General features: G+C 39.7%; 11 protein-coding genes. 5 read left to right on the top strand and 6 right to left on the bottom strand.

Annotated features, from left to right (window positions below):
* The first annotated feature begins 293 nt into the window (after positions 1–293).
* Positions 294–863: a hypothetical protein gene (locus J7K40_14685; GenBank protein ID MCD6163645.1), complete on the top strand. Its 570-nt coding sequence runs from the start codon at positions 294–296 to the stop codon at positions 861–863.
* A gap of 290 nt (positions 864–1153) precedes the next feature.
* Here J7K40_14685 and J7K40_14680 read toward each other — a convergent pair whose 3' ends face one another.
* The 3 genes from J7K40_14680 to secD form a co-directional block, all read right to left on the bottom strand.
* Entirely contained in the window at positions 1154–1396 is a 243-nt protein-coding gene (locus tag J7K40_14680; protein MCD6163644.1) for a DUF2934 domain-containing protein, read from the bottom strand.
* A gap of 717 nt (positions 1397–2113) precedes the next feature.
* Positions 2114–3046 (bottom strand): protein translocase subunit SecF, encoded by a 933-nt coding sequence (gene secF / locus J7K40_14675; GenBank protein ID MCD6163643.1) that lies wholly within the window; start codon positions 3044–3046, stop codon positions 2114–2116.
* Positions 3047–3059: 13 nt separating this feature from the next.
* On the bottom strand, positions 3060–4724 hold the full coding sequence (gene secD / locus J7K40_14670) for a protein translocase subunit SecD (GenBank protein MCD6163642.1): 1665 nt from the start codon (positions 4722–4724) through the stop codon (positions 3060–3062).
* A 213-nt stretch (positions 4725–4937) separates the two neighbouring features.
* Between secD and J7K40_14665 the strand changes: the two genes are divergently transcribed.
* From J7K40_14665 to J7K40_14650, 4 genes are all read left to right on the top strand, one after another.
* On the top strand, positions 4938–6137 hold the full coding sequence (locus J7K40_14665; protein MCD6163641.1) for a hypothetical protein: 1200 nt from the start codon (positions 4938–4940) through the stop codon (positions 6135–6137).
* 389 nt (positions 6138–6526) lie between these two features.
* Entirely contained in the window at positions 6527–7114 is a 588-nt protein-coding gene (pgsA, locus tag J7K40_14660) for a CDP-diacylglycerol--glycerol-3-phosphate 3-phosphatidyltransferase (protein ID MCD6163640.1), read from the top strand.
* Complete coding sequence (locus J7K40_14655; GenBank protein MCD6163639.1) at positions 7111–7608, top strand: phosphatidylglycerophosphatase A; 498 nt, start codon at positions 7111–7113, stop codon at positions 7606–7608. Before pgsA ends, J7K40_14655 begins: the two co-directional genes overlap by 4 nt.
* Positions 7596–8849, top strand: coding sequence for a competence/damage-inducible protein A (locus J7K40_14650; protein ID MCD6163638.1), 1254 nt, complete (start codon positions 7596–7598; stop codon positions 8847–8849). The genes J7K40_14655 and J7K40_14650 overlap by 13 nt, the downstream gene beginning before the upstream one ends.
* A 75-nt stretch (positions 8850–8924) precedes the next feature.
* Here J7K40_14650 and J7K40_14645 read toward each other — a convergent pair whose 3' ends face one another.
* The 3 genes from J7K40_14645 to J7K40_14635 all read right to left on the bottom strand — a co-directional run bounded on the left by J7K40_14645 (position 8925) and on the right by J7K40_14635 (position 13993).
* Positions 8925–10934, bottom strand: coding sequence for a hypothetical protein (locus tag J7K40_14645; protein MCD6163637.1), 2010 nt, complete (start codon positions 10932–10934; stop codon positions 8925–8927).
* 233 nt (positions 10935–11167) lie between these two features.
* Positions 11168–12244: an ATPase gene (locus tag J7K40_14640; GenBank protein ID MCD6163636.1), complete on the bottom strand. Its 1077-nt coding sequence runs from the start codon at positions 12242–12244 to the stop codon at positions 11168–11170.
* A 72-nt stretch (positions 12245–12316) separates the two neighbouring features.
* Positions 12317–13993, bottom strand: coding sequence for a fructose-bisphosphatase class II (locus J7K40_14635; GenBank protein MCD6163635.1), 1677 nt, complete (start codon positions 13991–13993; stop codon positions 12317–12319).
* Between the last annotated feature and the right edge of the window lie 213 nt (positions 13994–14206).

The following is a 14206-nucleotide window of genomic DNA, read 5'->3' as shown; positions in this document are numbered from 1 at the left end:
ACAGGCGGGCGCAGGCAGGAGGTATCGGCACAACCAATCTCTGGACTCCCGTTTTTACGGGAGCGACGTTGATTATAATGTTCTGCAAAAGGCCGGACAGTAGTGATGATATTACATGAAATTATTTATTGAAAATTCATCTATTTTACACATTTACAATCCGATTTTATGCGATAAAAGAATATTTCTTTTTGCGAAAATAAATGAAAAATATTTCTTGCACAAATTATAGTCTTGTGATATAATTTTTTGGCAGTGTCAAAAAATATACTGCCTGGAAGGGGAGAATTAAGATGCAGTCAATTGTAGGCGATTTAATAGGCAAGCATAATATAATATATGCTCCGGTCAATAAAGCCGGTGTTATGTTTATGTTTTCACGCTTGTTGAATGAATTCGACATTCTTATCGAGGAAGTATCCGCCAATTGTAATTATGTTATTGCTCGCCGATGTATAGACAATTATAGCGACAACAAACATTGGGAAAGAGTAAAAATAGTATTTGCTTTAAAGAGTTCAGAATTTAATAACGGTTCCCAAATTGACGGTGATATATTAATCTGCTGGAATAACGATTGGCCTGATTGTTCATTAAAAACATTTGAGCTGAAATCGCTATGCAATGAAGAACAAAAGCCAGATACTATTCTCACCATATCTAATGATGATTCGGAAAGCAATAAAATTGAAATGCCGCCTTCCCATAGGAATGATGGTATTGCAACCCTATCCATACAAAACATTATTCCGGGAGACTGCAGCGAACTTTTAATGAGAAGAAGAGTCACCAAATTAAAATTTGAGCAAGCCATTAAAGACTTGGATCAAAAAATTAAGAATAATTTCTCTAATAATATTTAGGGTTAAGAACACACCCATAGCTCCTCTCAAGAGGGGAATAATAACTGCCTTTGACATGTTATATGATTATGCAATCTCAAAGTCTCCCGCCAGTGGCGGGGGATTTAGGGGTGCGTTGATATTTGTAATAATATTCCAACCTGCCTGCCGGCGGGCATGGCTGCAAAATCCGGGTCAAATTAAAATCTGAGCTAAAATAGTCCCTATATAAAAAACCCGCCAACATATGCTGACGGGTTCTTAATTGTTTGAAAAAACCGTATCCGGAAAATATCCTTAAAGATTATTAACTATACCATACAGTGTTTTTCTTTAACTTTCTTTTCCGCTTCGAGCCAATCCGATAAGTCGCCGCCATGCCAGCCGCCTTTTTTGATATACATATCATAGGCGTATTGACGAACTTCTTGTGAAATTTCTTCAGGCTGCTGCAGTTTCATGGTTATCTTTTTTGCTGCAGTTTTATTTACGGATTTTTTCGTAGTGGTTTTTCTTTTTGCAGTTGTTTTTGCAGTTGTTTTCTTTCTTGGCACTCTTTCCTCCTTTATAAGAAATATATTACTAATAAACATTAGTAAAGGTTTCAAGTATTTTTTTTAATTTCTTCAGTCAATTAATATATTCGGTTGATTCTATCCATATTTTATATATAATGTAAAAAATGTTTCAATATTATTTAAGCAAAGTTGTAATTTGAAAAACATATAAGTGGTTATAGAACAATCAATAATACCGAAAAATCGCAAGCATGATAATATTCCGCGGTAAAACCCAAAAATCTTAGAAATAGAGTAAAATATGGAATAGCATATGACTTAATTTTAATTGTATAAATAATCCTAATATCAACGTTTGTACTCGATTATTTTTAGCCTGCATTATTCATAAAATTAGCCCGCATTATTCACACATCCTAATCTGTGTTTCTTCCGACAGCACAAGGCAGCTATTGATAGCATAAAAACACTCTGTATTCTCATTTGGTTCCTGATATTGTTGTTATCATATTATTTCCATGAGATTAAATGCGTATTTCTAATAACAAAATTGATTTTATAAATAATCAGGGTTAGCATCCCTGTTAAAAATCAGTTTTAATCAATAGAACAATAATATGACATTAGTATTGTCATAAAATCATAAGAATACAGGGTGTCTTATAAGGAACAAAAGTTTGTGAATAATCCGGGATAAAAAAAGAGACGCCTTAACCGCGTCCCTTTTAAAAATTTCTTATTAACTCAATTGGCTCATTTAAACCTTTTGGGGCTTCTCTTTTCCCATTCCACTATAATAGGACTGGCAATGAACACAGATGAATAAGTGCCAACCAGAACTCCCAATAGCAGCGCTAATGAGAAATCGCGAAGTACTTCGCCGCCAAATACCAATAGCGACAATACTGCCAGAAGAGTCGTACTACTGGTAATAATAGTTCTCGAGAGTACCTCATTAACGGAATCATTGATAGTTTCTGCAAAATTGCCCCGTTTTCGGAATTGTTTCAGGTTTTCGCGGATACGGTCATAGATTACAACTGTATCGGTTAATGAATATCCCGCCAGGGTCATAAGGGCTGTAACTAAAAGAAGCGAAACCTCCCTGCCCAAAAGAAAATATATTCCAAGAACAACAATGACATCATGGAATGTAGCAATCGTAGCTGCAACCCCAAAACGGAAATCGAACCGTATCCAGATGTAAACCAAGATACCCATTAACGCAAGCAGAACTGCCCAGCTAGTCTGTTCCCGAAGAGTTTTGCCCACAGCGCCGCCTATATCATCAATGCTGTCAACATGAAAAGGATTAGCAGGAAAGCGGTTTTTTATTCGAGCGGTAATATATTCGCTAAAAAGCGAATCACCAGCTGTATCAGATTCTCCTATTGTGCGTATAATAAAGGAATTAGGGGCAATAGCCTCTCCCATAATGTTTTGGATGTCAACTCTTCCAAGACCTTCTTCCGAAAATGCAGAGCGCAAGTCGTTTACAGAAACAGGTTGTTCGAAATTACCCATAATCATAGCTCCGCCAACAAAATCAATCCCGAGATTGGCATTGCCTGTAACAATCATTCCGAAGGCTATAATTCCTATGGCAACCATAAGCCCCGATACAATGAATGCAATATACCGTTTTCCAATAAAATCGATTTTCGTATTTTTTACTATCTCTATCATGATTATTTACCGCCTATATGCTAAGAGCTTTGTATTTTTTACGCATGTTGAAAATAATTTTAGTTACAAAAAGCGCTGTGAAAAGCGAAAGCGAAACGCCAACCGAAAGAGTAACTGCAAATCCTTTAATCGGACCGGTGCCAAACATAAACAGAAACAACGCTGTAATCAATGTTGTAACATGCGAGTCGACAATTGTTAGCAATGCTCTCGAATAACCGGCATCAATAGCCGCTCTAACCGTTTTCCCGGTTCGAAGTTCCTCTCGTATTCGTTCAAAAATCAACACATTAGAGTCAACCGAAATACCCATCGTTAAAATAATTCCGGCAATTCCCGGCAGAGTAAGTGTTGCATTAATACCCGGTATAATCATAAAGCCCAGAATAAACAAGAAATTTAGAAGGAGGGCGAAATCTGCAATTAAACCAGATATCCTATAGTAAAATAACATTAAAGCAATTACCAACAGTAAGCCAATTAAAGACGCTTTTTTGCCTTTGTTAATTGAATCCTGCCCTAATGATGGTCCTATAACTGAATTTTGTATAATGTCAACTTTGGCAGGTAGAGCGCCGGCTTTCAAGACAACCGATAAAAGTCTGGCTTCATCCCATGTGGCATTTCCGCCAAGCTCGATTTGGCCCTTATCGCGAATGCGGCTGCGAATGACGGGTGCAGATTCGACTCTGTCATCAAGCACGATAGCCAGCGGTTTGTCGACATTTGCGCCGGTTAAAGCGGAAAACATTTTAGCGCCCGCCCCATCCAATTCGAAATTTACTACCGGGCGGCGGAACTGGTCAAAAGTAGGGTTTGCATCAATAAGATGATCGCCGCTCAATTCAACCTGCTTTTTTAGAAAATACAGCGATTGATAAGCTCGTTCGCCGATATAAAAATCTCTTGTAGCCCAAGCCAACTGAATATCCTTAGGAATTATTGCTTGGACTTCGGGAAAATTCAACAACCTTTGAGCTTCATAGTAATCAGTTCTTGATATAACAAGCCTGGTGCCGTCATTTTGATGTACCAGCCGCATAAACGGATGTTGGGAATAATAATCCTCTTCGCTTTCGGCAGAGGTGTCTTCCCCTGGCGCTTGTTCCTCGAATATATCAACGATGGCTTCCATGGAGGTATCGCTTAAGGCTTCAGTTTCATCCTTGGAAGAAATATCTGATGAGTCGGTTTTTACCAAGACTAAAATAGAGTCAATTTGATTTATCAGCGCTTGCGTTACCTCAGGAGTTGGGAGAAGTTTAAACTGCAATTGGGCTGTTTCACCAATGAGTTTTTTAGCCTGCTCGATATCGGTAAACCCGGGAAGGTCTACGACAATTCGGTCTATGCCGGATGTTTGAATTTGGGGTTCTGCAACACCAATTTTATCGACCCTGTTTCTGATAATTTCCAAAACTCTATCTAAAACATCCGATAACTTGCCCTCCTCAGGTTTTTGTACCTGCAATACTATGTGCATTCCGCCCTTGAGATCAAGCCCAAGCTTTAAAGATTTTTTCTTAAGAGCATAATATTCTGTAGGATTTTCGGCTTTTAATGTCTCTTGCTCTTCGTGGCTCATCGAGTGATACACTAAAGAGGGATAAAGACCATAAAGCGATAACAGAACCAGCACAGCAACAATGATCAAACTTACTTTTTGTGATTGTCTCATTCATCCACTCCGGAAATAGCAGTTACAATTTAACTATCAATCAGTAAACAATTTAGCTGATAGCGACGGATAGTACCGTCAACATATTAAAGACTTGAATATAATCCTTATCGACCGAAAGTCAACAAAATAAAGCTATATTATTACCGGTTTAAAATACAAAATCCCAAATTGCTGCAATTTTTTAGTAAATCGCTTGACAAATTTATCTGCTTGCGATATGTACTAACTTTCAGAATGAACGCCTACCTGGGACTGACAAATGGGGAAATTTTCCCCGGAAAAGCAATTTGCATGGGTGATGATGCCTTTGGTGAGGTTGTTGTATATAATTCCCGGAATTTCCGCTACCAAATATTAACCGAACCTGTTAACAGCGGTAAAATAATAGTTTCAGGCTCGGAAATAGTATATAATCGCTGGCCTTTATTCTCCGAAATTGAATCATTCAAACCGCATCTTCAGGGACTGATTATACTTGGCTCGCTTTGCAAATCGCAGTATCAGAATAAATACTATAACCTAAAAAACTTTTTAGGCTCAAATATGATACCGTTTTTTAAACCTAATCAGCCTGAACAGCTTAGAAACACGCTCGAACAAAACCCGCCATTGGCGGATAAATCAGGCATACTAACCTCAAGTTTGGAAACGGCTAAGAGAATTCAAAATGAAAACGTGAACGGCCACCAAGCTTGTAACCCTTTTGAAACTTCAGCCGACAGCGGCCATGATTTTACTCGACGGCTTTCGACCTCTCTGGAGTTTTTTTGGGATATGCCGGTACAACGGCGGCATAATGGCAAATTTATTGAAAAGAACTATTTGGTTGTAGCCTATGATTTCGGTTTGCCATATTCGCTGCTTCGCAACCTGAAAAAGTATGACTGTGATATAAGGATTGTGCCTGCTGATTATTCGCCCGAGGAGGTGATTGCGCTCAAACCGGAGGGTATACTCTTGGCAGGCGGACCGGGCAAACCGGAAAAGATGAAATATGCGATTGACAATATCGCCCGCTTGGTGGGGCTTCGCCCGATACTGGCGACCGGTTTGGGGCATATTCTTTTGGCGATGTCGATGGGGGTTCGGACTAAGCTTCTTAAAATACCCCATTTCGGTAATGAAATAGAAGTAGAACAGGTTGGCAATATTAACTTTGAGGATAAAGAAAGATTCAAAACAGACCAAACACATCTTATTAGCTTGGATAAAACCTCACTCGAAAATACAGGCTTTAAAACAACTTTGATAAACACTGCTGATGGAACGATTGAGGGGTACGAAAACGATGAATTTTTAATTCAATCCTATGCCTTCTCGCTTGGCGGCAGCGATATACATATATTATCATGTATTGAAAGATTTGTTGCCTGTATGGAATCCCATCGAGCAGGAAAGATACTGATTTGAACATTTCAAATAATTAGGGTTCGCTGAATAATATGGAACTGATTGCTAAGAGCCGCTTGGTAACTGTATTGACCTTACCTAATGAGTTTGTTGGAAAAGTCATTGCTCCGCCTATGGCGGACGACGTGGCGGGGAGGGAAAAATCCGACATTCGTTTCCGATAAGCAATTTGTTAAAGGTATGAGGCTTATTGTACTGCGAGAATTGTCGGGTTTTTCCTCGCCTTCAGCGAGTCAGAACCCGACCTGCTATGTTCTGAAAATAACGGGGAAACTCCTGCAATATTAACATGATTTATTCCGATGATATGTTTTAATATTCTGAAACCGATTGACAGAGTTAATTATACAGTGTAAATTCATATTTTGTTAAAAAAGAGCAATTAACTAATGAATTTACCTAACTTGTTAACACTTTCGAGGATTTTTTTATCGCCTGTCTATATGGTGTTATTCCTGATAGAAAACCCCTACAGCCGATTGGCGGCTACTATTGTATTCATTATCGCCGCCCTAACCGACATTTTAGACGGCTATTTTGCCCGTCGCATGGGAAGTATGACAGGTTTCGGCAAGTTTATGGATCCGCTGGCTGATAAAATTCTCGTTTCAACCGCTTTTTTAACTTTTGTTAATCTTGGCTATGCTAAGGCGTGGATGGTTGCTACGATTATTATAAGAGAATTTTTTATAATTGGACTGCGTTCCATAGCCGCTTATAAAGGAATGGTTATTACCTCATCGTATGCCGCCAAATGGAAAACCGCCTCGCAGATGGTGGTAATTTCCTGTATTCTGGTTTTTATCAACCTAAAGACATGGCTTGTTCCGGCTGGCTACAAGTGGGCAATGTTTAGTTCTCCCATGACAAATACGGTTTTTGATTTATTAATATTAATAACGGTTATTCTTACTGTTGCTACGGGGATTGATTATTTACTTAAATCAAGCGGAATGCTGAAAGGACTACTTAAATGACAGAAAAGAAAACACCTAAAATCATTGAGATATTTAACAAGTTTTTTATTACCGGTATTTTTTCAGGCTATATGCCGATTGCCCCCGGAAGCTGGGGCTCGCTTTTTGCATGTATTATATTATGGTTCGCCTGGCCATCGCTTTGGTATATTCAGCTTGTAGTAATAATAATTTTTTATTTTATAGCCGTATATTTTTCAGATATCGGCATAAAGTATTTTGGTCCCGATGACGGTCATATTGTAATCGACGAATGGGCGGGTCAGGCGGTTGCTTTGTTTATGGCTCCTCATAATATAATCTGCTATATCTTGGGGTTTTTCTTGTTTCGCCTGTTTGATATTGTTAAGCCGCCGCCGGCAAGACAATGGGAAAAGATTTCAGGCGGAACCGGAGTTGTCGCTGATGATATTGCGGCTGGTGTTTATGCGGCAGTTGTGCTTCATTTGATAATTACTCTTCTAAGGAGTTGGGGTATTCAATGGATAGGATAAAAGCAGAATTAATAACAATCGGTGATGAGTTGTTGTATGGACAGACAATAGACACTAATGCCTCCTTTATTGGCGAAAAAATAACCGAAGCCGGAATTGAGCTTGTTTACCATACAACTGTAGGCGATGATTCCGAAACACTTCTAAATGCGATTGCGCAGGCGATGAAGCGGGTTGATATTGTATTAGCTACCGGCGGCTTGGGGCCTACTCATGATGACATTACCAAGAAAATTATCTGCAAGTATTTTAGAAGACAGCTTGTTTTTCATGATAGCATACTTAAAGAACTTGAAGATAAGTACAAGGCGCAGGGGATGGTGATGCCGCCGATTAATCAGAATCAGGCTCTATTGCCGCAAGGAGCAAAGTTTTTTGAGAACAGGATTGGTTCGGCTCTTGGAATTTTATTCAGGGAGAACAGCAAGATATTTATCTCCATGCCCGGTGTGCCCTCCGAGATGAAAATAATGATAAAAGAACAGGTTTTACCCTACTTTAAGGAAAAGATAAGCGGACAAATTAATATTATTCATCGAAAAATACGAACCATTGGTATTGCCGAGTCGGTTATTTTTGAGAAAGTAAAAAATATCATTGAGGAGAAATCTCCGGTAAAGATAGCTTTCCTGCCGAGTTTCAGAGGCGTTGATATTCGCTTAACGGTTAAGTCTGATAATGAAGTAAAAGCAAGAGAGGCAATTGCTGAAATCGAGAGACAGTTTACGGAAATAATCGGCAAATACATTTTTGGCTGCGATAATGACGAACTGCCTGATATTATCGGAAAACAGCTTGCGGATAGAGGTTTGACAATTGCCGTGGCGGAATCATGCACCGGCGGTATGCTGGGCAATATATTTACCGCTATTCCCGGATCCTCAGACTATTTTCTCGGCGGCGTTATATCCTATTCGAATGATATCAAGATAAAAATCCTCAATGTGCCCGCGCTCACTATTGAACGTCATGGCGCAGTGTCGGCTGAAACCGTTAAGTATATGGCTGAAGGTGTAAAAAAACTTACCGGCGCCTCAATAGGAGCGGCAATTACAGGTATTGCCGGACCTACTGGCGGAACACCCGAAAAGCCGGTTGGCTTAACATATATTGGGATTGCCGCTGAGGACAGTACCAAGGCTAAAGATTTTCATTACGGCAAAGACCGCAATCAGAACCGTCTTCGCGCCTGCTATTCGGCATTGGATATGGTGCGGCGATATTTGAATGATATTGATTAAAAAAACAGGCGCCGGATTTATTCCAGCGCCTGCATTTCATCATCATTTTTTATATGCTGAGAGATTAAAAAATTATTATTGCTCCGGCAGACTATCGACAGGTATATCAATACTGAAATCAATATCAGAGGTGCCGCTGACGCCGCATGTTACCGTATCGGGTGAATCGAAAGTTGGATATACTCCAACATAATCGCCGCTGTTAGGACCATCGAACAAACCTGAGCCGTCAACATCCCATAAACCAAGCACGAACCCTTTGACGCCGGGAAAAACCGCCAGTCCATATTCCTCGCTTGTATCGCTAAGCACATCGAAACTGAAAAACGGGCCATCGTCTGTGGAATCTTCATAGACAATTGAAGTTTCCGTAGTATCAAGTTTGTTATCCTCGGAAAAGACTATGTATATATCACCGCCTGTATATAACGAACAACTAATTGAGCCGGTTATGCCAACCATTTCTGAGAAAGAACCCGTTAATATCTGGATTTTGTCTGTTTCTTCAGCACTATTATAAGTATAGTCAATAAATGCAAACGGCTCGCCAATAGTAAAGGGATTATACATCTGCGTAGAATCATCCGGATTGAAAGCAAGCGTGTCAAAATTTTGGTCAATCAGGGCGACAAGCTGATAACTGCCGGATTCGAGTTCGAAATCGAAGCTATCCTCAAAACTGCTGTTAATCAGGAAACTATCAGGTCCACACGTCGGCATCGGCGGTATCATGCCAACCAAAGAGGCGTTATTAAAAACTGTCCCCATGCCCATTCTTACCAGGTTTTCTTTTCCATAATAGCCCATCACATCAACGCTGTCCGGAAACAGTTGAAGCATTATTTGTTCGCCATTATTACCGTTTGGTATGCCCTTTACGCCAATAATAATATCCATCGTCCATTGCCACCATTTATCTTCGACGTTAATTGTATTATCAGAATTTATCACAAAGTCAAGAGCACCCCAGAACAAGAAGCCATGAGGATCGTCCTCTCCTTCACTATTTGCAGAGCTATCGGTAAACCCCTCTTTTATAGCAACAAGAATATGATAGGTGCCATTAGCAACGCAATTAATAGCGACCGTACCCTCATTTCCTTCAACTAAGGCGCTCTGCGCTCTAACCGGGTCATCATCGCTGAAATCATCCCACAAAGATACTACTATGGATGGTTCGTCATACTCAACTGATAACTCACCCATAGGAGGAAGTTCATAGTTTATAGTCAGGGTATTGCCCGTTAAAACAACGGGAGTAAATGCGGATGTAAGATATGTATAATCTTCATCATCGGCGCCTAATTCACACGTATAATTATATTGATACATGTAATCATCATCGCTAATAGGGTTATAGGGTCCGTCAAGCTGATAATCATCCGGCGAACCGTCAACATCGAGAAGGAACAAGACATCATAGTCATCGGCCGGAAGCGATTCATCCATCCATTCGTTTTCGCCCTCCCAATCAATTGGACAGGGGGCAAGTATTGCCGTAGTGTTATATATAACAGTATAAGTTCCCCAGATTAGATTAGCTTCTAAGGCTGTCCAGTCGGCTCCATCTTCTATTATCCCCGCGGCGATAACTTCACCGGTATGGCCGCTGGGAATTCCTCTTATGCCAAAAAGAACCGAATGAAATCTTTGCCAGTAGTCCTCGGTTATGGTAATAGTTTCATCATCATCGATGTCAACATCAAGCGCCCCCCAAAACATATCGCCCTTTTCTAATGTTTGTTCGCTATTAGAACTGCCGTCCGAGCTGACCACAACCATAATAACGTATTCCCCTTCCTCAATATCTTCCAATGTAATTGATGCTTCACTGTTGGATATTGTCGCTTGCTCTGATTTGTATGGATTGTCGTCATCCTCGCTTTCGAATAAATAAGCAGTAACCGGCAGATCATCCATATTATCATACTCTGGTATAGTAAGATTAAAAGTTACCGAGTGTAATGCATCAATGTCGTCGTCGGTAATGTTTTCGTCGCAGCCGGCAAGAATCAGCATTGCCAGAATTCCCAAAAGGGTAGAGAAATACCAAAGGTTTTTCTTTGACGTGAATTTTTGAAACATCTGAATCCTCCTGTGTTTGAATTATTGTGTCTTTTTCAATTTGAATCGGATATATTTGTATAAGCTTTATTCGGAGAGTAATTTTTATCGGCAGCTTTTAAACGAGAGAACATTAACATATATATAACTCAATACATATAAAAGCATTACAGGGGAAAGGTAGAGATTTCAGGAGTTGTGTGGCCGCAACAATAATAAAAATGCTTACAAGTAATTACATATTATTGAAGACACTAATCATTAGTATTATTAGTCAGTAAATTTTCTAATAGATTATAATTAATGCCAACCATATTCAGTACTTTATTAAGGCTGTCAACATTTACTTCGTTTTCAATTTCTAAACGCTTTAATCCTTCTTCCCTCGTCATTATACCTTCCCTGATAAGCTTACTGTAAAAATCATCTTTTTCGGTAAGGCCTAAGGTTTTTAGATAAAAATAATCTTTTAGATGACCAATCAGGCAATCGAACCGCCAACTGCCAGAACCCTCCTTCGGGTATAACCAGTCTAATTCATTTTGAATTCTACCGACGACTTCTTTTTCATTCCAGGGAAGGTAATAAAACAGGTCTATTTTCATTGTGTCGCGAGCTTTAAATCTGACCATAGGCGAATAGGGATTACTGTAAAGATAGCCCTTAATTGTTGGCAATAAAGTTTGCGGTCTTAAATAGCGAAAATTTCGGAGCGCTCGAAAGGTAAGGCCAGCTATATATCTGGAATAATATTTTTTAATATCCTGGTTCTGGTCGCTCCCCAGAAGAACTCTTTTAAAAGATGTTTGTTCAAAATAGTTGCCGCCGGAAACAATTAATTTGATATTATAATTCTTAGCGATATCAAGAATATTTTTCCAGATTAATTTGCATGAGATACAAACCATTGGCACCATAGCCGGGTCTGGTCTTTTTAATAAGGCTTTAAGATTATCTCTGAGTATTCTTTGATGAAAACCGGGTTTAAAAGAAAAACTGATAAGTTTAACGCCAAGTATATTTTTAATTTTATCGATGTTTTCAGTTGCCAACGGATGCGTAAAGGGGTTCTGGTAATTCACAGCCAGAACTCTCATTTTATAATCTTTCACCATTTTAAGGATGGTATATGAACTGTCCCGACCGCCGCTTATATTTACTATGCAGTCATAGTCATTGTTTTTATGCCTGAAACGATTGATGATTGATGCTAATGCTTTCTCGCCTAATATCTTTTGTCTTTTATATGAATGGCAGTAATTGCAGATACCGCTATCATCGAATTTGATTCTCGGCATAGACTCTGGCAGTAAACACTTTGAACATCTTATAAGAGAATTGATATAAACTCCTCGTAAAATTTAATTAAGCAATGGAATAATATCATTTTGATAGGAATATATCTAGTATGCGTCGATAAACCAGTCATCGGTTAATTTTTTAGTGATATCGATAATTTTCCGGTCTTTCTCCCCAAGCGCACCTCTTTCGATAAGGGTATTGACCGCATTGGGCAAAAGCACCATCCTGTCGCGTACGGGAATAAGCGCCGGGTAGTATTCATTATTAAAAAATATGCGAAAGCGCTTTCTTAAACGTTCATTGCTAAGAATTTTGCCGACAGCTTTTTCGAGTTCTTTGTTTTCGAGTTTAGCCAGTTTTTCTTTGGGCGACTTCATCAGCTCTATGGTATTGGTTAAATCATTTTTACATTTGAATGTCAGCTCCCAGCATTCCATAATCCCCAGCGAGTTAATAGTGAGCGTATTAACAGTTACGGTATTTTTCATTTTATCAGAGGCAACGCCTTTCATAGAAGGAAGGTAGTAATTATCTGTTATGCCTCCAAAAGCGCTGATGCCGCCGGCGAATGGTTCTTCGAGAATATCTTTTATTGTGAAATACGGTTTTTGTTCAAAACGGGCATCCTGAATAAGCATGAATTCTTCTTCAGTATAGTGATTTCTTTCTTTCCATAGTTCTTCAGGGGTTAAATCGCGCCGGGATAGAGATGACTGGCTGGTAAGCATGCCGATTGCCTGTCCGCCTCGCCAAACCAAGGGCAAAACTCCAACTGCCCATTCAGCCGAACCGCCAATTTCACCAATCATCGAGTGAAGCCTTCTGTCATTGGGGAATGTAACATCCTCGGATCCAAGTATAATCGCCGGGAACAGGTCGCCGTCTTTGTCGTAAGGAGTAGCTATACCATTATTATTTAATATTTCCATAGCCGGATAATGTCTTTTTCTATCTAAGAAAAATGCGCTTAATCTATCAGGGCTGGAGAATCCATAAGAATGCGCGATTATCTCCGCGGCATCCATAAGGCTTGCCTCGCGCGGATTAAACTCCTCAAAATATTCGCCGCTCATCCAGCGTTGAACATAAATATCCGGCAAATGACGCTTGACATTGGATTCTGTAATAAACAACGCTGTCAAACTTGAATGAAGTCCCTTAACGGATTTAGTAGTGCCATCAATAACATCATTGCCCATAGATAACAATGTAACATTTTGCGGTGTGGATAGCCCATACTGACAGCTATGCTCCTTTTTGCCAAATAAGGCGCCAACAGAGATTGTCGGATTACCGCCAGCCTCTTTGCCGGGTTTTACCCTGACACCCTCTGTGATTGTTGACTCGATAAGCACTTCCTCGCCGACCGGCAGCATCTCGGTAGTGGTTTGCAAAACCTCAGCCATTATATGAGCCGCTGTACGGTCGTTGGCTCGTTTTAGTTCGTTTGTTATATCCTGGGTTACTTTTTCTTTGGGTATCTGATTCAGGTTTCCGCGCCCATGAAGTCCAACTGCCGCTGCTGACAGCGCCGCCGACAGTATTACCGATTCCCTAATCTGACGGTTGCGAAGCGCTCCAAGGTTTGATTGATTGTTAATTTTATCGCATAACGTAAATATATTGCCTTCAACCAAAGCTAAATCATAGTTAGCTAATACTGTGGTGTGGCGATGGTTAAACTCTATCAGCCTATCATTGTTTAAGCTGTATCTTTTTAGCGAACCTTTATATGCCAGACGTTCGTCCGCAATATCAAAGCGTAGTTTCCTATTCATATCTCCGCCTTTGGGTCTGATTAATTAGTGTTTCAACCTTTTTATGAGATTACTCATAACGTAAATTATTAATATAACAACTGCTGATTTTTGGCAAGAATTTTATTTTAAAATGAATCATATAAATATTTTATCACTACTGTCCGGCCTTTTGTCCGCCTTAGGCGGATGCTATAGTGATGTCATTCCCACACTGCCCGCGTCATTCCCAAC

The organism is Candidatus Zixiibacteriota bacterium (assembly GCA_021159005.1).
GTDB lineage: Bacteria > Zixibacteria > MSB-5A5 > UBA10806 > 4484-95 > JAGGSN01.
The sequence above is the reverse complement of the archived record's forward strand: the minus strand, read 5'-3'. Positions and strand labels throughout refer to the sequence as shown.